Raw genomic sequence first — 19,330 nt, forward strand, 5'->3', positions numbered from 1 at the left:
CGCTTCAGGGAACATGGCAGATATGGGCAATATCCTGCTCTGTTCTCTGGCGATTCTCACCTCGAATGGCTCCAGTCTCGAAACCTTCCACACCCCGGCTCGGCAAAGCCCTGAAGCGTGCCTTTTTCGCGCGCAGCGTCCACGAGGTCGCGCCCGACTTGCTCGGCGCGACCATGCTGGTCGACGGCGTCGGCGGGATCATCGTCGAGGTCGAGGCCTATCATCATACCGAGCCGGCGGCGCACTCCTACAATGGCCCCACGCCGCGGAACCAAGTGATGTTCGGCCCGCCCGGCTTTGCCTATGTCTACCGCTCCTACGGCATCCATTGGTGCGTGAACTTCGTCTGCGAGGAAGAAGGCTCGGCGAGCGCCGTGCTGATCCGCGCGCTGGAGCCGACCCACGGAATCGCCGCGATGCGTCGGCGGCGCCATCTCCAGGATTTGCACGCGTTGTGCTCGGGCCCGGGCAAGCTGACCGAAGCGCTCGGCATCACCATCGCGCACAATGCCTTGCCGCTGGATCGCCCGCCGATCGCGCTGCATGCGCGGACGGAGGATCTGGAGGTCGTGGCCGGAATCCGGATCGGCATCACCAAGGCCGTCGAGCTGCCCTGGCGCTATGGCGTCAGGGGCTCGAAATTCCTCGGCAAGCCGTTTCCGAAATAAGCCTACGAGGCCTGCTTCAGCCGCTCCAGCGCCTCGAGGAGCTTGGCCTTGCGGGCGAGCGCAGCCTCACGCTTTTCGCGCTCCTCCTCGACGACCTCCTCGGCCGCGTTGGCGACGAATTTCTCGTTCGCCAGCTTGGACTCCGCGCGCTTGATGTCGGAATCGGCCTTCCCGATCTCCTTGTCGAGACGCGTGCGCTCGGCGGCGACGTCGATCACGCCCTTCAGTGGCAGCGCAGCCACCTCGCCGCGCACCAGGAGCTGGACCGCGCCGTCGGGCGCACGGTCGGCGAAGGAGATGTCCGACAGCCGCGCCATGCGCTTGATGACGTCGCTCCAGCGCGGCGCGCGCTCCTTCGTCTCGGACGAGGCGCCTGCGACCACCAGCGCCGTCAGGGTCGCCGGCGGAATGTTCATCTCGGCGCGCACCGAACGGATCTGCGTGACGAGGTCGATCACCCAGCCGATCTCGGCCTCGGCCGCGGGATCGGTGAAGTCGGCATGGTCGAAGATCGGCAGCACCCAAACCGGTGAGACGAGCGCGTCGGTCGGCCCCGTCCTCGCCGCGAGCATCGCAAGCTGCTCCGGCGTCGGCCCGGCCGGCTTCAGCGGCCACGGTGCCAGCGCGAGCAGACCGTCGCGCTTGGCCGTCACCTCCCACAGCTCCTCGGTGATGAAGGGCATGAAGGGGTGCAGCAGTTTCAGGATCTCGTCGCGCGCCCATGCCACCATGGCGCGGGTTTCCGCCTTGGCAGGGCTGTCGGGACCGAGCAGCACGGGTTTTGCGAGCTCGAGATACCAGTCGCAATAGACGTTCCAGACGAAGCGGTAGATGCTGCCGGCGGCGTCGTTGAAGCGGTAGGCCTCGATCGCCTCGGTCACCTCGCGCGTGGTGTGCGCGCTCTCATGCGCGATCCAGCGGTTCAGCGTCTCCTTCGCCTTCGCCGGCTCGAAGCCCTCGGGCACGGCGCAATGGTTCATCTCCGCGAAGCGCGACGCATTCCAGAGCTTGGTCGCGAAATTGCGATAGCCCTCGACACGGCTGGTGGCGAGCTTGATGTCGCGCCCCTGCGCGGCCATCGCGGCAAGCGTGAAGCGCAGCGCGTCCGCGCCATATTGGTCGATCAGGCTGAGCGGATCGATGACGTTGCCCTTCGACTTCGACATCTTGGCGCCCTTCTCGTCGCGGACGAGGGCGTGGATGTAGATCGTCGAGAACGGCACCTCCTTCATGAAGTGAAGGCCCATCATCATCATGCGGGCGACCCAGAAGAAGATGATGTCGAAGCCGGTCACCAGCGCATTGGTCGGGTAGTAGCGCTGCACTTCCGGCGCGTCCGCGGGCCAGCCGAGGGTCGAGAACGGCCACAGCGCCGAGGAGAACCAGGTGTCGAGCACGTCCTCGTCGCGCGTGATGAAGCCGTCACGCTTGTTGCGGTCGAGCGCCATCTCGCGGCCCTGCTCAATCGTGATGACCTCCTGCTCGACGTAATAGCCGAGGGCGTGGCTGACGGCCTCCTCCTCGGTCTCGGCGACGAACACCTTGCCGTCGGGACCGTACCAGGCCGGAATCTGGTGGCCCCACCAGAGCTGGCGCGAGATGCACCAGGGCTGGATGTTCTCCATCCACTCGAAATAGGTTTTTTCCCAGTTCTTCGGCACGAAGGTGGTTTCGCCCGAACGCACGGCGGCCATCGCCGGCTTCGCCAGCGTCTTGGCGTCGACATACCATTGGTCGGTAAGATAGGGCTCGATCACCGTGCCGGAGCGGTCACCATGCGGCACCATGTGGGTGTGGGGCTCGATCCGCTCGACGAAGCCGAATGATTCCAGCCGCTCGACGATGCGCTTGCGCGCTGCAAAGCGATCGAGCTTGTTGAACTCCTCGGCGAACTGCGCGGCACCTGCCGGCAGGTCGCGCAGATAATCTTCGTTGTCGAGGAGATCGAGGCAACCCTCCTTGTCGATGACGCTGATCCGGGCGAGGCCATGGCGATTGCCGACCTCGAAGTCGTTGAAGTCGTGCGCCGGTGTCACCTTGACCGCGCCCGAGCCCTTCTCCGGATCGGAATAATCGTCGGCGACGATCCGGATCTTGCGGCCGACCAGCGGCAGGATCACGTTCTTGCCGACCAGCTTCTGATAGCGCTCGTCATCGGGATGCACGGCGACGCCGGTATCGCCGAGCATGGTCTCCGGGCGCGTGGTGGCAACGACGATGAAGCTCGAGGGATCCTCGGGGCTGAAAGTCTTGCCCTCGATCGGATAGCGCAGGTACCAGAGGCTGCCCTTGACCTCGGTCTGCTGCACTTCGAGATCGGAGATCGCGGTGAGCAGCTTGGTGTCCCAGTTCACCAGCCGCTTGTCCTTGTAGATCAGGCCGTCGCGGTGCAGCTCGACGAAGACCTTGACCACGGCCTTGGACAGGCCCTCGTCCATGGTGAAGCGTTCGCGCGACCAGTCGCAGGAGGCGCCGAGCCGCTTGAGCTGGTTGATGATGGTGTCGCCGCTCTCGGCCTTCCACTGCCAGACCCGTTCCAGAAACTTCTCGCGGCCCATCTCGCGACGGCTGGGCTGCTGGCGCTCCATCAGCTGCCGCTCCACCACCATCTGGGTGGCGATGCCGGCATGGTCGGTGCCGGGCTGCCACAGCACGTCGCGGCCGCGCATGCGCTCGAACCGGCACAGGATGTCCTGGAGCGTGTTGTTGAGGGCGTGGCCCATGTGGAGCGAGCCCGTCACGTTCGGCGGCGGGATCACGATGGTAAAGGGCACTGCGTCGCGACGGTCCGGGCGGCCGGCCTTGAAGGCAAGGCTGTCCTCCCACACGACGGACATGCGGGCTTCTATATCGGCGGGTTGGTAATTTTTCTCGATCATGGCGCTGTTAGAAAGCCGCGCACGGGGTCCAAGTCAACGGACAAGTCAACGGAAAGCCAGGCGGCAACAGGGCTTTCCGGTCCGGTCAGGGGACAAAATATATCGCACAAGCAGGGTTTTTGAGGGCTCTGCGGCCCGATCTACCTGCCGCCGCGCGATACCCGCTCGATTTCCGCCTTCACGATGCGTTCAACGAGGCCCGGCAAATTGTCGTCCAGCCAGGATTTCAGCATCGGACGCAGCATCTCCTTGACCAGATCCTCCAGCGTTCGCGCATTGCTGCTGAGCACCGTGTGGGCCAGGGAATTGAAGGCGGATTCGACCGCGGAGACCGTCGATTGCGCCAGGATCGGCTGTTGGGGCGGCAGTGGCGGCGCATCGAAGTCCACCGGCGCATAGGATGCCGGCGTCGGGCGCGGCGGCGGCGATTCGGCGAATTCGAGATCGTCGCGCGGCTCGACCTTGCGGAAGCTCGGCGGCGGCGGAGACGGCGTTGGCTCCATCGCCAGCGCCATATCGTCGGTCAATTCCAGCACGTCGGGCTCAGGTTCGGGCTCCGGCTCGGGAGCACGGATTTCCGGCGCAGCGGTGGCCGTATCGAGGCCCGCGAGCAGTGCGTCGATATCGTCCTGATTGTTGGATGCATCCGCCTCGGGTGCCGGGGCTGGCGGCGCTGCCGGCTTTGCAGCCGGAGCCGGTGCGGGCTTCTCGGCGGCCGCTTTGGGCGGCGCGACCTTGGATGGCGGAATATCGTTGATCGCCTGCGGCTTCGGTGGCGCGGCGGGGGCGGCAGCTTTCTCGGGCTTGGCAGCATCCGCCGGCGGCGGCTTGGCCTCATCGTCGGCAATGATGCGCCGGATCGAGGCCAGAATCTCCTCCATCGAGGGTTCTGTGACCTTTGCAGGCTGCGTCATCTCCGACTCCACATCATCAACGCCCTCGCATGCGTTGTTTTACACCAAGCACGACAGGATTGGCCGGTTCCGGATGGGTGGCCCGACATTTTCGTCACGGCAGCCCGACTTGTCCCCAGATGACGGCCCAACGTGCAGCGGTGCGCCCCTGCCCTCGGCACTCATGCTTTACGCACACGGCATCGGATGCAGAGCGAATCGGCCCGCATCTTCTTGGCAAGGCTATGTCAGGGATTTTGCTGATTGCAAGCAAAGCACCGGTCGGCTTCGACTATTCGCGAGGCCGACCGGACGATTACGGGACTCTAGCGTCCGTCAGGCGTGCGCACGCCGGCCCAGCTGTCGCGAACCTGTTGGTAGTGAACGCTGGGATCGTAGACCGTGGTGTTGAGGCCGAGGACTTGCGGCGCGAGACGGCCGACCGCATTGAGCACCGAATAGGACGCCACCACGCGGTCATGCTGGGCAGTGACGAGCGCAACGCGTGCGTTCACCAGCGCCTGCTGCGCGTTGAGCACGTCCAGCGTGGTACGCTGGCCGGCCTTGGCTTCTTCGCGCACGCCGTTCAGCGCGATCTCGGAAGCCGTGACTTGCGCCTGCGCAGATTGTACCTGCGCCTTGCCGGCTTCCAACTGCCCCCAGGCCTGCACGACGTTGGCACGGGTCTGGTCGCGGGTGGTTTCGAGATTCAGGCGCTGCTGCGCCAGGTTCTCTTTCGATTGGCGGATGAGCGCATATTCAGCGCCGCCCTGATAGATCGGCACGGAGGCGGTCGCGATGGCGGAAGCGGTCGTCGTTCGGAAGACCGTCAGGGTCTGCTGGTACGACTGGGTGATGCCAGCCTGAACCGTGAGGGTCGGCAGCAGCGCGCCTTCGTTGATCTTGACCTGAAGATAATTGACATCGATGCCGAACATCGAGGCCGTGACGTTGGGGTTCTCCACCAGGCTGAGACCGACGGCGGAGGCGAGCGTCCCGGGCAGGAAACGATCGACGGGCGAGCCCGGCGCAAGGTTCGTCGGCTCATTGCCGATGATGCGGCGGAAATTCGCGCGCGTCGTCGTGAGATTCGATTCGGCAGTCAGTGCCTGGGTCCTGCCGGCCGCGAGCTGCGCTTCGGATTGCGCCACGTCCGTGCGCGTCACTTCGCCGACATTGAAGCGATCGCGGGTCTGCTTGAGCGTCTGTTCGAGCACGCGCACGTTGCTGCGCTGAACTTCGAGGGTGGCGGAGTCACGAAGATAATCCATGTAGCTGGTGGCAGCCTGCAACAGGACCGTCTGCTCGAGCACGCGCAACGCCTCGCGGGATCCCGAGACTTGGCTCTCCGCCGCGCGCGTCCTGTTGGCGGTCTGATTGCCGTTGTAGAGCGTCTGGTTGATGGTCAGGCTGGCGCTATTGGGCTGAAGGGGCGGGTCGCTATGGATCGGCAGACCCTTCTGCTGCTGCTGAATGTCCTGATATTGATAGCCGGTGCTGAGGTTGACTCCGACCTTGGGGCGATAGCCCGACAGCGCCTGTGGCACGTTTTCGTCAGTCGAGCGCACCTGGGCGCGCTGCGCGTTAAGCTGCGGATTGTTCTGATAGGCGCGCACCAGCGCAGCCTCGATCGTATCCGCCAAGGCAGGCGTCGGCGCGACAAGCGCCAGCAGCAGGACCGAAACCGCTGCTCCGGTGAAGAGCTTCACCCCATGCATCCAAAAATTCCGTTCATTCTAACGCCCGGCTCGTGCCCGCGAGCTGGGTTACCGTCTACGAGTGGAGTCGTTGCCCCGCCGCAACATAGGACGCGGTCAAGCGCGACGGAACTACCTGAGGGTGGTTCTCAGTGGAAACTCTTCACGTGCAGCATCCCGGCCACACTTCTGATTCAGAACGGGATTTTAACGGGCTAAAGCCGCTATCGGGCCGTCAGAATACGAAGGCGGCGGCCCGTTCCAGCCCGGGAAGGACCGGGGCCGCGGCATCGAACAGCGCCCGATGGCCGAATTCGCCGTGGGTATGGGTCACGATCATGGCGCGCGGCGGCCTGGATTCGGCCGAAACCCCCAACAGGCGCCCACCCTCCTTGAGCTGCCCGAGCAGCCCTGCCGGCGTCACCTCGGTGGCGCCGTTGAGGACGATCACATCATAGGGACCAGCAGCAGTATCACCCTCAGTGCAGGCCGCGGCCTTGCAGGCCACGTTGGCAAGCCCGAGGGCGGCGAAGGCGTCATTGGCTTTCTTGGCCAGCGCCGAATCGCATTCCGTCGCGGTGACCTGGCGTGCGAGCTTGGCGGTCAACGCAGCGAGATAACCGGTGGCGCAGCCGACGACCAGCACGTTGTCGTCCTCGCCGATCTCGGCGGCCTGGAGCAGCTTGCCGGTCAGCTGCGGCTTGATCAGGAACCGCTTGACGCCGCCCTCGCTGACGTCGAGATCGAGGTCGAGATACGCCACTGCCTGCCGGCTGGCCGGCACGAAGGCCTCGCGCGGAACCGTGAGCATGGCGTCGAGAACACGACGGTCGGTGACGTCACTGGTGCGCACCTGGCCATCGACCATTTTTAGGCGCGCCGTCGAGAAAACGGACATTTGCGGACCCTGCAAGGCGGACGATGCCGCGGACGAAAGTTGGCGGCATCTTTGGAGCAGGCCCTGCAAAAACGCAACATGGCTTTGGCCCGCGAACCGGGCCCTTCCGCAACTCGCAACGTCGAGGGTGAGCCGGCCTACTCGATCGTGATCGCGAGGCGGCCGATCAATGCGGCGACTTCATCCAGCCGTGCCGAATCGTGGGTCTCGACCGCGCGCGCCAGACAGGCGAGGCATTCGTCGTCGCTGAGTTCGGGGATGTCCGCCGGCAGAATGGAGGGAGCCAGCGGGGAACGGTCGACCTGGATGTCTCGCATGGGAATCAGCTCCGTAAAGGACCGGCCCCTGGAAGCTCGATTTCAATTGAGTCGTTTTGGCGTCACCAAGGAGGATGCAGGCTCGCCGCGGTACACATCAAATTGAGAATCTGCCGCAACGAGATCGCACAACAGATCAGAGTCTGGGCGCAAGTCACTGAAAATGATGCGGAATTTGGCTCCCCGGGCTGGATTCGAACCAGCGACCATCCGATTAACAGTCGGATGCTCTACCGCTGAGCTACCGAGGAAAAGGGCGAACCCGTCGTTCGCGCGCGGCTGCGTATAACAAAGCCGCTTGCGCTTGCAAAGGACGAATTCGCCATCTCGCACATTGCGGCGAGGAAGGGCGCGTGGCCCCTCCTCCGCCCGGCCTCAGGTCAAGTTACTCGGCGACGAACGAAGTCGTCTTGGTGCCGGAATCGTAGCGCAGCCGCAGCGCGGTGAACTTGCAGAGGTTGACGTTCTTCCAGAGCACGGTCTCGTCATAGTTCTGCCAGTCGACGCGGACGTTCCAGACGCATCCTTCGTCGTCATCGTCAAACTCGACATAGGTGCTCGCCTGGTTCTGCAAAACCTTGTCCAGCTCGTTGTCCCATTCGTCCATGCCATCGTCCGGGGCGTTGAAGCCCAGGAATTTGATCGCATAGCCGGTCTCGTTGACGACAGTGACGTTGCGGGCGTCAGCCGCGAACGACGGCGCGGCAGCAATCGATAGACCGATCGCAATCAGTGCAGATAGAAAATACTTCATATGAAATTCCCCCGATCGAAACGGGCTTTCGGCGCCTGACGTCGATCGGCGCAGGCGCCGCGGCAACCAATGGCGTTGCCTCGAAGGATTCGTCGGAGGCGCAATCGAAAGGTTCAAGACGCGATCAATCCGCCTCCGGCGCGTTGCACGACGCGAGACGCGCAACGAGCTAATTCTTACCGATTCGAATTCTCCGCAGCAATGAACCGGCATTCATAGATCGGCGCGGCTTGCAGTCTCCGGCGCGGGCGCCGCATGCGGACGGGCCAACGCAAGGTCTTGTAGCCCGGATGGAGCGAAGCGTAATCCGGGGCCCTGTATCCGCGGAACGAATTCCGGATTGCGCTTCGCTCCATCCGGGCTACGGGCTGTCGCCTCACGGCCGGCGGCAGACCAGGTCAATCTCGATCAGCGCGTCGTAGGCAAGCCCGGTGACACCGACGCAGGTGCGTGCCGGCAGGCGGTCGGGCGGAAAGAACCCGCGATAAGTCTCGTTCATTGCGGTGTAGTCTTCCTTGAAACGTGTGAGATAAATGCGTGTCATCACGACGTGTTCGAGACCGAGATCGACGCCCGCCAATACGACCTTCAAATTCTCCATCACCGCCCTCGTCTGCGCGACGATGCCGTCGGGCAACACGCCCGGTGTTTGCGGCGTGTCCGGCATCTGGCCGGTGACGAAGACAAAACCGTCGGTCTCCACCGCGTGGCTGAAGGGCGCGACCGGCTTCGGTCCGCCGCTGATCATGTGGAATTTCACTGGGGTTCCTTGTTACGGCGCTTCTTTCAAGGGAAGGCTTGTCTAGGGGAAGGTTTGAAACAGGCGCTTGCTGATGATCGCGTGCACGCCCCAATTGCCGTCGACCACCTGCGTGACGCCGAAGTCGACGGCGGCCGACATCAGCGCGATCGCCTCGTCCTCGCTGAGGCCCTTCACGTTCATCAGGAAGCGCCGCATCTTGCGGAACGCATCTTTCATGGCGAGGTCGAGCGAGGATTTTGCGTAGACCTCGCTTTGGCCCTGAGCGCCGAACTCGGCGAGGTAGTTGGGATGGCTGAATCCGGTCAGGACCCAGTCGGTCTCGGTCTCGATCAGGGGATAAGAGAGATCGGCGAAAGGCTGGCCGGCGAGATCGGCCTTCTTGTGCAGGATCACCTCGAACGTTCCGGTCATCGAGCATTCGATCGCGGTGCCGCTCAATTCGCCGTCGCCTTGCGTGGCATGGGGATCGCCGACTGACAGCAATGCGCCGGGGACGGACACCGGAAGATAGACGGTCGCCCCCTTCCCCAGGCGCCAATTGTCGAGATTGCCGCCGAAATAGGACGGCGGCACGGAGTCGATGAAATCCACCTCGCGCGGCGCCACCGCGATCACACCGAAATGGGGGCGCAAGGGAATGCGGATGCCGTCGAGCACGGCGTGGCGGCGCTTTACCGTGCCGGGCAGGACGGGAACGCCGGGATAGTCGTAAGTGGAGTGCACCACGCCAAACGGGTCGGTCTGCGGCTCCCAGCGATAGGAATACAGCGCGCGGGCGTGCGGCGCATCGGCGTCGTCGAAGATTTCGTAGATCGTCACGACCTCGCGCGGCTTCGGCCCTGAAAGAAATTCGTCGTAATGATAGCCCCACCAGGCCGCGACCGAGGAGCCGAACACGCGTCCTGAATGTTTCGGATGACGACTTGCGCGCGGTACGATGTCGAGGATCCGCACTTCCAGCACGTCGCCGGGCTGGGCGTCCTTCACCGACACGGGCCCCGTGCAGATGTGCACGCCAAAGCCTTCGCCCGCGCCGCGCCCGAATATGCTGGCATCCATCGGACCCGCGCCGCGGCGATCCACGTTCTTCCTCGCCTTGGTCCAGCCGAATACGTCTTCGGCGGCGGCATCGCCCGCGATCATCAGCTCAGGATCGTCGGAGGCGTGCTGCGTCAGGGTTTCGATGGTGATGGTATCGCCCGAGGCGATCTCGAGCTGCGGCTGTAACGAGCGACTGAAATATCCCCAATGAACACGGTCGGCTTCGACCGGAAGATGGTGATGCTTGCGCTCGGCCGTCCTCGGCTCATCGATGTCGGTACGGGCGAGATTGCCGCGCGCCTCGGCACTCGCCTGGTGCACGCGAAGCTGCGCCAGCGCATCCTGCGGCCAGCCGCGCTGGCCGGTTATCCCATGCTGCGTCGTCGCCCGCTCCGCCTCCTGCTGGCGAAACTCGCGCGGCGGCAGTCCGAAGCGATGGCGGAAGGCGCGGCTGAAATGCGCGGAATCGCCGAAGCCATAGGCGTAGGCGATCTCCGAGATCGAACGATGCGCCTCGGACGGATTGGACAAATCGGCCCAGGCGCGCTGCAGCCGCCGCTCGCGCACGTAGTGAGTAAAGTTGTCGCCGACCGTCTCGAACAGCTTTTGCAGATAGCGCTCGGAGATTCCTTCGGCCTGCGAGGCGCGCGCCGGTACCAGTCCGGGATCGTCGAGGCGGCGTTCGATGGTCTGGCAGATCCGGTGCAGGAGTGCCGACTGCGTTGCGCTCGATCCGGCGTCTGACGTCGAAGCCGCCAATTGATGGGCGAGTGTCAGCAGGAGATCGACGAGCGACTGCGCGACCGCATTCCATTCGGCATCGCTCAGGGTGTCGAGCGTGCGCGCGGTCGCGTCCATCAAGCGCGCGAAGACGTCGGCAAAGCCGCTGGGCGGAACGACCCTGGGTTCGCCGAGCCGCGGCCTGCCCGAGAGGCGGCCGTGCAGCGCGTCCGACGTCACCGACAGCACGATGGCGCGCATGTCGCGCTGGAACACGATACTCCAGTCCCCGCTCCGCGGCAGCAGCACGAGATGGCCCACCGGAACGATGCGATGGCCGCCGGCACTCTTGAGCACCATGCCGTCTTCGACCGGCATCAGCGCAATCGGCAGGTCTTCGTTGGCCTGCGAACGCGGACCAATGGTCTGGGCGCCGGCCCCCATGCGCGTCAGCGCAACGCCTGCGGCGTGGCGATGTGACGCCGTTGCGTGCCCATCCAGGAAGGAATGGCCTGCCGCCGGCTGCAGGCCGACCGCGGCGAGCACGTCCCGCCAGGCTTCGGGCCGGTCGTCTTGCGCGTAGGACTCGCTCGTGAAGGGACGGAAGCTCATCGGATCGACCCAGATTGCAGTGGATCGAAGCAACCTCTGTGCCAGACGTACGCGGTCATCCGTCGCAGCGACGGGCCGCAGATGAGGTTCGCTGGTCACGTCCTCGTCCCGAAAACGGATTACCTCTCAAAGCATTAGTCACATTGGAAGATGTTCTTGCGGATCGTGCCGTGAACGCCCCAATTGGCGTCGACCACCTGGGTGACGCCGAAATCGGCGCCGACCGATAGCAGCGAAATCGCCTCGTCCTCGCTGAGGCCGTGCACGGTCATCAGGAAACGGCGCAGTTTTCTGAACGCGTCGCGCATCGCACGGTCGAGACTCGAGTGATTGGCAATTTCGGTTTGTGCGTCGACGCCGAGCGCGGCAAGGTAGTTCGGATAGGTGAAGCCGTAGAATGACCAGGCCTGATCAGTCTCCAGCATCGGATGGTCGAGACCTTCGAGGCTGGTGCCGGCGAGATCGGCTTTCTTGTGCAGAACGAACTCGAAATCGCCGGTCAGCGAGGTCTCAATCGCGGTGCCGCCAAGCTCGCTGTCACCTTGGGCTGCATGGGGATCCCCGACCGAGAAATAGGCGCCGGGGACCGCGACCGGATAGAACATCCGCGCCCCCTTGCCGATGCGCCAGTCGTCGATGTTGCCGCCGGTATAGCTCGGCGGGATCGAGCTGACGAAATCGGCCTCCGACGGTGCGAGCCCCATGGTGCCGAAATGCAGCCGTGCCGGCACCTTGACGCTCGCGAGAATGTTCTCCCGCTTCGTGATGGTGGCGTGATCGACGCGCACGCCGGGATAATCGATGGTCGGATGCACGATGCCGTCAGGATCGGTCTGCGGCGTCCAAACATAGTTGTAGACCGCCTTGGCGCAGGGCTCGCCGGAGGTGTCGAGCTCGAAGATGGTGACGACCTCGCGCGGCTTCGGCTCCTCGATCAGATCGTGATAGTGAAACCCCCAATTCGCGGCGACGTTGGAGCCGAAGCAGCGCCCGGCATGACAGGCGCTGCAGCTCGGCCGCGGCCTGATATCGAGGATGCGTACTTCGAGGATATCGCCGGGCTCGGCGCCATCGATCGCGACGGGACCGGTGAGGAGATGCACGCCGATCCCCTCGCCTGCGCCACGAATGAATGGGCCTTCGACAGGACCCGAGCCGCGCCGCGCGACTGCCTTGTGCTCGCGCGTCCACTGGAACACGCTCTCGGCGCCGGGATCGCCCTGGATCATGCGCTCGTAATCGTCGTTGGCGTGGTGGGTCAGCGTCTCGATGGTGGCGCGATCGCCCGAACGCAGCGTCAGGGCCGGCGCGACCTTCTTGGAGAAATAGCCCCAGTGGACGGTTTTCGGCGAAACCGGCAGCGTGAAATGCTTCATGAGGTGGCCTCTTCTGGAAACGCGGTCTTGAACGTTGCGGGTGCGGCTCTCATCGCACCGCCTCCGGAGTCTTGTCGGTTTCCATCACGCTGAGGAAACGCGCAGTCAGCGGATTGCGGGGGCTGGAGAGAACCTCATGCGCGGGCCCCTCCTCGATGATCGTGCCGCCGCTCAGGAAAGCGACACGGTCGGCGACCTCGTCCGCGAAGCGGATCTGGTGCGTCGAGATGATCATGGTGAGGCCATCATCGATGGCGAGCCGCCGGATCACCTCCAGGACCTCGCTGACGAGCTCAGGATCGAGCGCCGAGGTCGGCTCGTCCAGGAGCAGCACGCTGGGGTTCGGTGCGAGCGCTCGGGCGATCGCAACGCGCTGCTGCTGACCGCCGGAGAGATGCCGCGGCAGCGCGTCGGCGCGGTGCGACAGCCCGACCCGGTCGAGCAGCTCGGCGGCGCGGCGATCGGCATCGATGCGGGTCATGCCGTGCACCCAGCGCAAGGGACCGGCAATGTTCTCCTTCGCCGAGAGATGGGCGAACAGGTTGAATTGCTGGAACACCATCCCGACGCCCACGCTTGCCCGCTCATTGGCGATCGCGCGGGGCGGTAGCAGCTTGCCGTTGTCGTCGAAACCGAGACGGCGTCCCCCGACGCGCACGGTGCCCCCGTCCCAGCTTTCGAGATGATTGATGCAGCGGAGCAGCGTGCTCTTGCCGGAGCCGCTGGGCCCGAGCAGTGCGACGACCTCGCCGACACGCACCGTAAAATCGAGGCCTCCAAGCACCTTTTGCGTGCCGTAGCTCTTGGTGAGGTCCCTGGTCTCGACCGCGATGTTGTTTCGAGAGATCGTTGCCGCACGCCGGGTGCGCTCCTCGCGGGTCAGCGCCCGCGGCGGCGTGTCGGTGAGCTCTGCCTGTGCGGACACCGGGACGTCGACGGTCGCTGCGGCAAGTTCGAGCTTGGTGGCGAGATCGACGCGGCGCCAGGGGAGATAATCGGCGAGCTTGCGCTGGCGACCTTTGGCGCGGTCGAGATCGAGCAGCCATTCGACAAAAAGCTGGATGATGCTGATGGCAAAGGTCAGCACGAGATACAGCAAGCCCGAGGCGAAGAAGATCGAGAAGAAGTCGAAGGTCGAGGACGCAAGCTGGGTCGAGCGCAAGGTCAGCTCCTGGACCGCGACCACGGAGGCGAGCGACGAATTCTTCAGCGCACTCACGGCCTCGTTGCCGAAGGCCGGGATCATGGTGCGGATCGCCTGGGGCGCGATCACCCGCCACATCAGGATCCGCGGCGTCATGCCGAGCGCCTGGCCGGCCGTCACCTGCCCGCGATCGACGCCGAGCACGCCGGCACGCAGCATCTCGGCGATGAACGGCGCCTCGTTGCAGGCCAGCGCAAGGCCGGCGGCCAGCACCGCCGGCAGTTTGATGCCGATATGCGGCAACGCGTCGTAGGCGAACACCATTTGCAGGATCAGCGGCGTGCCGCGGAAGATCACAGTGTAGGCCCTGGCGATCGCCGCCAGCAGCCAGAAGCGGGAGAGCTGCATGCCGGCGAGGATCAATCCGAGGATCAATCCTCCGCCGAGCCCGAGGGCAGTCACCTCGAGGGTGAGCTCGATGCCCTCGAGCAGATACGGCATGCTCAGGTAATGGAGGAACAGCGACATCAGTCGGCCGTCAGAATGTCAGGCTCCTTGAAGTTGTTCACGTCGAGCCCATGCTTCTTCAGAAGCTCCATATGCGTTCCGGCCTTCTGGACCTCGATCAGGGCTGCGAGCACGGCGTCGCGGAATTTCGGCTTGTCCTTCGGAACGGCGATGCCGACGGAATACGGGATCGTCACCGCGGTCGCCTTCTCCAGCTTGTCCGGATAGGCCTTGACCGCGCTGTCGACGGTGTTGACGTCGTTGACATAGGTGTCGGCACGACCGGCGAGGATCGCCTGGATGCAGTTGGCGTTGTTGTCGTAGAGCTGGACGGTCGGCTCGGCCTTGCCGGCCTTCTTGCACTCGGGCATCAGCGCCTGGATCAGGGGCACCTCGACATAACCGGTGTTTTCTGCGGCAGCGGCGCCGCACATCGACATGTTGATGCCGTTGATGCCCTTCGGATTGCCCTTGGCCACCAGCACGCCGTCGAACACTTTCGAATAGGTGATGAAGTCGGCGGCCTTGGCGCGCTCCTTGGTGGCGTAGATATCGGAAATGACGATGTCGGCTTGTCCCGCGGCCAGCGTGGTCAGGAGCGCCGCGAACGTCACCGGCTTGTAGGTCAGCTTGAAGCCGAGGCATTCACCGATGGCTTCGCCGAGATCGATGTCGAAGCCGATATATTTGCTCGGATCCTTCGGATCGATGGTCTCATAGCCCGGCGTGTGCGGGTTGATGGCGTTGACGAGGGTCTTGCCCTTCCAGTCCGGATATTTGTCCTGGAGCGCGGCGCAGGCCGCAGGCGCCGCAGCCTGCGCGCTCAGGGGCGCGGCTGCCAGCGCGCCGAAAGTGACCGCGGCGCCGACCGCGGCCTTGCGCCAAGACAGCGATGCACGCGCGTTCCCCCGCGCCTGGGGCAATACCGGTCTCTCCATCTCCAGCTCCTTCGAATTGTCATGGCAATGGCCATGTTCCAGATCTCGGAAGCGAGCCTAGGAGGAGAGCGGACCGGAAAGCTTGTCCGCGGGCGTACAAAAAATTGGATGGAGGGAGCCCGCCATTTGGGCAGGCGGCTGCACAAAAACTGTTCGTGAATGCGGACGCCGCAGCGCGCAATTCCGAATTCGGAGAAACCACATGATCGTGCGCGACGCCGCGATCTGCACGATCAGGGAATCATGCGGTGAGGTCATTTGACAGAGATATGACAATCGAAGGACGCATCTGCGGGCGGCATCCGAAGCACATCTTCGCTGTTCCACAGCCTGTCCGCAGCATACCCACAGGTATATCCACAGGCCGACTATGCCGGATTCGCGAGCCCGCGCGAGCCACTTGCTGCGGACAAACCCACAGGGCCGGTATGTTAGCCGCCGGCCTGATCGAACACGGTGCGGCAAGCCTCACTCAAGCTTGGCCTGTTGCGGCGCAGGCAGGCCGTGATCGCGCGAACGTTGGGGATTTCGCCGGCGCAGAGCCGGTAGACGTCGGGGGTACAGGCCCGGCGCTGCTCGGGCGTTCCCTGCTGCGCATGGGCGGCGGAGGCAAACAGCGTCAGGAACAGCCCGACCGTCGAGGCGCGACGCGCCCGGCTTTTCACACCCGCAAACCGCAAGAACCTCGCCTTCATGACCAGTCTCCCGTTCTGCCCTGCCCGCCGGCCTGTGTTGGCCGGTGTGCGAACGGGTAGGAGAAATAAACAGCCGAAGATGTGACCTCCTTCACACTGCGGGCATCCGGCAGGAACCTAAGTTTCCCAACGGGATTTCATCAATCGCTAACCAATCGGGACCCGATTGGCCGATCGTTAAAATGCGAACGATCGGCTCAATCGGGAAACAAGCCGGCTTTGCGACATTGCGCCATCCGGTCCGGAGGGTGTGATGAGCGAAGCCGAATTCAACTTGCTGCTGGATGCCGTCCAGGACGCCATAGTCCATGACGATCTGGCGGTCGTGCCGGGGGAGGATTTCGTGCCGCGCTCGTGGACCTATTACGCGAAGCCCAAAGCCGCCAATGACAACGAGGGCGCATGGCCCCTACTGCCGTTTCCCGACGGCTGGTACGCGGCCTGCTAAGGCCAATTTCACCGTGAGCCGATGCGCCCGCGCTCTGCGGGCGTTTTGCTATGGGCCCTACGCCGCGAGATCCGGCATGCCCGCGATCAGGTCTTGACGCGCTCTCCGCCGTCCTGCGGCGCCTGGTCGGGTGCGGCTGGCGGAAAGATGCTGTCATAGATCGCGCGGGCCTCGCGAATGAGGCGAGCCCGCTCCAGCTCGGATTTCGGGACAAATCGGACGATTTCGCTCACGTGCTCTCCAGCGCTCGATCGTTGGGATGCATCACTTCGCAGATGCGAAGACTATGCCAGCAGGCTGAATGACGGGTTTCCACCGGGCCCGGGCAAACCCGGTGTGCGCGGCCAGCATGCATCGCTCGCGCGGGCCCATAGCAGGCGCGACACGATCGAATATTGCTGAGATATCAGGAGGTTGTGATGGAGGCCACGTCGGGACTCGAACCCGAGTAAACGGTTTTGCAGACCGGCGCGTAACCACTCCGCCACGTGGCCCCAACGAGGGCGGAGCAATATAGGGGATCACGGGTTTAGGCAACCCCGACCGGGCAGCTACGCCTTCGCGCCGCCGAGATATTGGCCGAGAATCTCATCGGTCGCGCCGGCCGCCACGATCCGCCCCTCCGCCAGCAGGATCGCGCGGTTGCAGGTGCTCTTGATCAGCGCGACGTCGTGCGAGGCGAGCACCAGAATGCCGGCGCGCACGACGATCTCGTCGAGCCGCTGCCGCGCCTTCTTGCGGAACTGCTGGTCGCCGACGCCGATCCATTCGTCGAGCAACACGATCTCGCCCTCGACGGCGGTTGCGACCGCAAAGATCAGGCGCAGCATCATGCCGCTGGAATAGGTGCGCAGCGGCAGGTCGAGCCGGTCGCCGAGCTCGGTGAATTCGGCGATCTCCGCGCGCCGGGCATCGATCTCGGAGCGCCGTGCGCCGATCACGAGCCCGCGCCGCATGATGTTCTCGTAGCCGGTCGCTTCCTCGTCGAATCCGGCCGAGAGATCGAACAGCGGCTGGCAGCGGCCCAGCACGTCCACGCTGCCGGACGTCGGATGGTAGATGCCGGCGAGCACCCGCAGCAGCGTGGTCTTGCCGGCGCCATTGGCGCCGATGATGGCAACGCGGTCGCCAGCACGGATATCGAGGCTGACGTCGTTCAACGCCGAGACGATGTGCGGGACCGCTGTGTTCCGCCGCAGCGTCACGGCGCTGACGAACCGGCTGCGCAGCGAGCGGTCGCGGAACGACAGCACCGGAAACCTCACCGAGACGTTGCGAAGCGCGATATGAGCTGCGGGGGTCATATCTCGCGCCTCACAGCCAATACGCCACGCGATGGCGGTATTTCGCGTAGCAGCCGAGGCCGATGACGGCCACGACGGCCGCATAGATGATCCCGAGCAGCCACTGCTCCGCATCGGTCGGCTGCGACAGCAGCGGCCTGCGGACCAGATCGAGCAGCGTTGCAAACGGATTGGCGCGGATCAGCCAGTAAAACGCGGTGCCGCGCACGGTGTCCTCGGTCCAGATGATCGGCGTCAGGAAGAATACGAATTGCAGGCCGCTGACGATCGCCGAGCCGATGTCACGAAACCGCGCGCAGAGTATGCCGAGCGCAACCGAGCCGCCGAGCAGCACGACGAGCAGGATCGCAATGCCCGGCACCGCGAGCAGCATGCTCGCATGCAGCGGCCACGGCATCACGAGATAGAGCAGGACGACGATCACCAGATGATGCGCAAAGATGAGGACGTTGCGCGCCATCATCTGGAGCACATGCACGATCAGCGGCGCCGGCACCGCCTTGATCAAATGGCCTGAAGCCACGAAGATGTTGGAACCTTCCTGCAGCGTCGTCGCGATCAGCGTCCAGACAATCAGGCCGACAGCGAAGGTCGGCAGAAAACTCGCGATGTCCTGCCTGAACAGTGCCGCATAGACCGTGCCGACGCTGGCAATGGTCGCAGCGAGCGTCAGCGTAATCCAGAGCGGGCCGATCACAGTGCGCCGGTAGCGCAGCGAAATGTCCATCAGGGCAAGCGTGCCCCAACGATCGAACCGCGCCGCCTGGGCAAGGATCTCCTTGGCTGCAAGCTGAATGCGACGGCCCTTTCCGCTTCCGGCGTTCCGATGGTGCGACAGGATAGCAGATCGCGGCCTGTTGGCCGATGGTCTCTATCCGCCCGCCTCTCGCGGGACAATCGGCCGTACGGATGATCCGGACCGGACTCAGGCTCGCTTGCCCCGCCGCACACCGCGCCGGCGGTCCTTGACCGGCGGCTTTGGCGCCAATTCGGGCATCTCGGTCTGAACCTCGCGGTAGCGGGTTAACATCCGTTCGAAACAGGCATTCAGCGTCTCGGCGATGTCCGGGCGCTTCTCCAGAGTGGAGAGGATCGCCGCTGCGGCCTCGATGGTCGACAGTCCGTCCTTCCGAGGCTCCTTGCGCAGGCGCCCGTAGCGCGATGGCGCGGCCGGGTTGAGGATGACGCGCTGGCATTTCAGCATCCAGGGGTTGCGCCACCACAGGGCCTTGGCTTGGCTCCAGGTGCCGTCGAGCAGCACCACACCTTCGAGCTTGCCGAGGCGCGCGCGCTGGTTGTCCGCGACCTCGCCCTTGCGGTTGAGGGCCAGGATTTCGCCCTCGGCCTCGAGGTCGGCGGCGTGCGCCGAGCCGAGATAGAGCACGGCCCAGTGCGAGGCGTTCTCGATCGGCTGCCCCAGCGCCTTGGACAGGCTCGGCCAGGACAAGCCGACCCGCAGCGTGGCACCGGCGAAATGCTTCGCAAGCAGCCGGGCGGTGCCGAGCGCCCTGTCCTGCTCCTGCGGATGCTGAAGGATCAGGAGTCCAAGGCGGTTTTTAAGGGGCGTGACGCTGTCGCAGATGCACAGCGGCATCGGCTTCTGGCAGTGCGGGCATTCGGGGATCGGATCGGCCGGCGCGGCGGCGGTGGGGTGCGACATGGTCGCCGCTATACGC

At 64.5% G+C, this 19,330-nt stretch carries 18 protein-coding genes and 2 tRNA genes; 2 read left to right on the plus strand and 18 right to left on the minus strand.

The genetic code is table 11. The annotated features are described in order from the left end of the window. Positions 1 to 65 precede the first annotated feature (65 nt). Positions 66 to 668 carry a DNA-3-methyladenine glycosylase gene (locus tag IVA75_RS21120; protein ID WP_247286092.1) on the plus strand — a complete coding sequence of 201 codons (603 nt, stop codon included), beginning with the start codon at positions 66 to 68 and terminating at the stop codon, positions 666 to 668. 2 nt (positions 669 to 670) lie between these two features. Here IVA75_RS21120 and IVA75_RS21125 read toward each other — a convergent pair whose 3' ends face one another. The 13 genes from IVA75_RS21125 to IVA75_RS21185 form a co-directional block, all read right to left on the minus strand. Then, positions 671 to 3,547 carry a valine--tRNA ligase gene (locus IVA75_RS21125; protein ID WP_247286093.1) on the minus strand — a complete coding sequence of 959 codons (2,877 nt, stop codon included), beginning with the start codon at positions 3,545 to 3,547 and terminating at the stop codon, positions 671 to 673. Positions 3,548 to 3,687: 140 nt separating this feature from the next. Beyond that, a complete protein-coding gene (locus tag IVA75_RS21130; protein ID WP_247286094.1) occupies positions 3,688 to 4,461 on the minus strand; it encodes a DUF2497 domain-containing protein in 774 nt (257 codons plus the stop codon). A gap of 305 nt (positions 4,462 to 4,766) precedes the next feature. After that, complete coding sequence (locus IVA75_RS21135) at positions 4,767 to 6,158, minus strand: TolC family outer membrane protein (protein ID WP_027566905.1); 1,392 nt, start codon at positions 6,156 to 6,158, stop codon at positions 4,767 to 4,769. A gap of 214 nt (positions 6,159 to 6,372) precedes the next feature. Next, positions 6,373 to 7,035, minus strand: a complete 663-nt coding sequence (locus tag IVA75_RS21140; RefSeq protein ID WP_247286095.1) for a protein-L-isoaspartate O-methyltransferase — start codon at positions 7,033 to 7,035, stop codon at positions 6,373 to 6,375. Positions 7,036 to 7,172: 137 nt separating this feature from the next. After that, positions 7,173 to 7,352, minus strand: coding sequence for a hypothetical protein (locus tag IVA75_RS21145; RefSeq protein WP_247286096.1), 180 nt, complete (start codon positions 7,350 to 7,352; stop codon positions 7,173 to 7,175). A 176-nt stretch (positions 7,353 to 7,528) separates the two neighbouring features. Further along, positions 7,529 to 7,603 (minus strand) — tRNA-Asn (locus IVA75_RS21150). A gap of 134 nt (positions 7,604 to 7,737) precedes the next feature. Further along, on the minus strand, positions 7,738 to 8,106 hold the full coding sequence (locus IVA75_RS21155) for a hypothetical protein (RefSeq protein ID WP_007591185.1): 369 nt from the start codon (positions 8,104 to 8,106) through the stop codon (positions 7,738 to 7,740). Positions 8,107 to 8,482: 376 nt separating this feature from the next. Beyond that, positions 8,483 to 8,866 carry a RidA family protein gene (locus tag IVA75_RS21160; protein WP_027566903.1) on the minus strand — a complete coding sequence of 128 codons (384 nt, stop codon included), beginning with the start codon at positions 8,864 to 8,866 and terminating at the stop codon, positions 8,483 to 8,485. Positions 8,867 to 8,908: 42 nt separating this feature from the next. Continuing rightward, positions 8,909 to 11,242 (minus strand): acetamidase/formamidase family protein, encoded by a 2,334-nt coding sequence (locus tag IVA75_RS21165; protein WP_247286749.1) that lies wholly within the window; start codon positions 11,240 to 11,242, stop codon positions 8,909 to 8,911. Positions 11,243 to 11,376: 134 nt separating this feature from the next. Continuing rightward, the gene (locus IVA75_RS21170) at positions 11,377 to 12,618 is read right to left on the minus strand and encodes an acetamidase/formamidase family protein (RefSeq protein WP_247286097.1); all 1,242 of its coding nucleotides are present in this window, start codon (positions 12,616 to 12,618) and stop codon (positions 11,377 to 11,379) included. Positions 12,619 to 12,667: 49 nt separating this feature from the next. After that, a complete protein-coding gene (locus IVA75_RS21175; RefSeq protein WP_247286098.1) occupies positions 12,668 to 14,290 on the minus strand; it encodes an amino acid ABC transporter permease/ATP-binding protein in 1,623 nt (540 codons plus the stop codon). Next, positions 14,290 to 15,207, minus strand: coding sequence for an ABC transporter substrate-binding protein (locus IVA75_RS21180; protein WP_247286099.1), 918 nt, complete (start codon positions 15,205 to 15,207; stop codon positions 14,290 to 14,292). The genes IVA75_RS21175 and IVA75_RS21180 overlap by 1 nt, the downstream gene beginning before the upstream one ends. A gap of 431 nt (positions 15,208 to 15,638) precedes the next feature. After that, entirely contained in the window at positions 15,639 to 15,902 is a 264-nt protein-coding gene (locus IVA75_RS21185) for a hypothetical protein (RefSeq protein ID WP_247286100.1), read from the minus strand. Positions 15,903 to 16,155: 253 nt separating this feature from the next. Between IVA75_RS21185 and IVA75_RS21190 the strand changes: the two genes are divergently transcribed. Continuing rightward, positions 16,156 to 16,350 carry a hypothetical protein gene (locus IVA75_RS21190; protein ID WP_027566897.1) on the plus strand — a complete coding sequence of 65 codons (195 nt, stop codon included), beginning with the start codon at positions 16,156 to 16,158 and terminating at the stop codon, positions 16,348 to 16,350. A gap of 86 nt (positions 16,351 to 16,436) precedes the next feature. Here the strand turns inward: IVA75_RS21190 and IVA75_RS21195 are convergent, their stop codons facing one another. The 5 genes from IVA75_RS21195 to IVA75_RS21215 all read right to left on the minus strand — a co-directional run bounded on the left by IVA75_RS21195 (position 16,437) and on the right by IVA75_RS21215 (position 19,314). Next, entirely contained in the window at positions 16,437 to 16,583 is a 147-nt protein-coding gene (locus IVA75_RS21195) for a hypothetical protein (RefSeq protein WP_007610232.1), read from the minus strand. 187 nt (positions 16,584 to 16,770) lie between these two features. Further along, positions 16,771 to 16,844: transfer RNA gene (locus IVA75_RS21200), tRNA-Cys, on the minus strand. Between the two features lie 57 nt (positions 16,845 to 16,901). Next, positions 16,902 to 17,654, minus strand: coding sequence for an ABC transporter ATP-binding protein (locus IVA75_RS21205; protein ID WP_247286101.1), 753 nt, complete (start codon positions 17,652 to 17,654; stop codon positions 16,902 to 16,904). 10 nt (positions 17,655 to 17,664) lie between these two features. Next, entirely contained in the window at positions 17,665 to 18,381 is a 717-nt protein-coding gene (locus IVA75_RS21210; protein ID WP_247286102.1) for an ABC transporter permease, read from the minus strand. 198 nt (positions 18,382 to 18,579) lie between these two features. Continuing rightward, positions 18,580 to 19,314 (minus strand): tRNA-uridine aminocarboxypropyltransferase, encoded by a 735-nt coding sequence (locus IVA75_RS21215; RefSeq protein WP_247286103.1) that lies wholly within the window; start codon positions 19,312 to 19,314, stop codon positions 18,580 to 18,582. Positions 19,315 to 19,330: the final 16 nt, after the last annotated feature.

Source organism: Bradyrhizobium sp. 134, assembly GCF_023074155.1.
Taxonomy (GTDB): domain Bacteria; phylum Pseudomonadota; class Alphaproteobacteria; order Rhizobiales; family Xanthobacteraceae; genus Bradyrhizobium.

What these genes read in the sequence shown, in the direction of transcription:
- IVA75_RS21120 (WP_247286092.1), top strand. Translation starts at nt 66, where the DNA reads ATGGCTCCAGTCTCGAAACCTTCCACACCCCGGCTCGGCAAAGCCCTG.
- IVA75_RS21125 (WP_247286093.1), bottom strand. Translation starts at nt 3,547, where the DNA reads ATGATCGAGAAAAATTACCAACCCGCCGATATAGAAGCCCGCATGTCC.
- IVA75_RS21205 (WP_247286101.1), bottom strand. Translation starts at nt 17,654, where the DNA reads ATGACCCCCGCAGCTCATATCGCGCTTCGCAACGTCTCGGTGAGGTTT.
- IVA75_RS21215 (WP_247286103.1), bottom strand. Translation starts at nt 19,314, where the DNA reads ATGTCGCACCCCACCGCCGCCGCGCCGGCCGATCCGATCCCCGAATGC.
- IVA75_RS21175 (WP_247286098.1), bottom strand. Translation starts at nt 14,290, where the DNA reads ATGTCGCTGTTCCTCCATTACCTGAGCATGCCGTATCTGCTCGAGGGC.
- IVA75_RS21185 (WP_247286100.1), bottom strand. Translation starts at nt 15,902, where the DNA reads ATGAAGGCGAGGTTCTTGCGGTTTGCGGGTGTGAAAAGCCGGGCGCGT.
- IVA75_RS21170 (WP_247286097.1), bottom strand. Translation starts at nt 12,618, where the DNA reads ATGAAGCATTTCACGCTGCCGGTTTCGCCGAAAACCGTCCACTGGGGC.
- IVA75_RS21155 (WP_007591185.1), bottom strand. Translation starts at nt 8,106, where the DNA reads ATGAAGTATTTTCTATCTGCACTGATTGCGATCGGTCTATCGATTGCT.
- IVA75_RS21140 (WP_247286095.1), bottom strand. Translation starts at nt 7,035, where the DNA reads ATGTCCGTTTTCTCGACGGCGCGCCTAAAAATGGTCGATGGCCAGGTG.
- IVA75_RS21210 (WP_247286102.1), bottom strand. Translation starts at nt 18,381, where the DNA reads ATGGACATTTCGCTGCGCTACCGGCGCACTGTGATCGGCCCGCTCTGG.
- IVA75_RS21145 (WP_247286096.1), bottom strand. Translation starts at nt 7,352, where the DNA reads ATGCGAGACATCCAGGTCGACCGTTCCCCGCTGGCTCCCTCCATTCTG.
- IVA75_RS21165 (WP_247286749.1), bottom strand. Translation starts at nt 11,242, where the DNA reads ATGAGCTTCCGTCCCTTCACGAGCGAGTCCTACGCGCAAGACGACCGG.
- IVA75_RS21135 (WP_027566905.1), bottom strand. Translation starts at nt 6,158, where the DNA reads ATGCATGGGGTGAAGCTCTTCACCGGAGCAGCGGTTTCGGTCCTGCTG.
- IVA75_RS21130 (WP_247286094.1), bottom strand. Translation starts at nt 4,461, where the DNA reads ATGACGCAGCCTGCAAAGGTCACAGAACCCTCGATGGAGGAGATTCTG.
- IVA75_RS21180 (WP_247286099.1), bottom strand. Translation starts at nt 15,207, where the DNA reads ATGGAGAGACCGGTATTGCCCCAGGCGCGGGGGAACGCGCGTGCATCG.
- IVA75_RS21190 (WP_027566897.1), top strand. Translation starts at nt 16,156, where the DNA reads ATGAGCGAAGCCGAATTCAACTTGCTGCTGGATGCCGTCCAGGACGCC.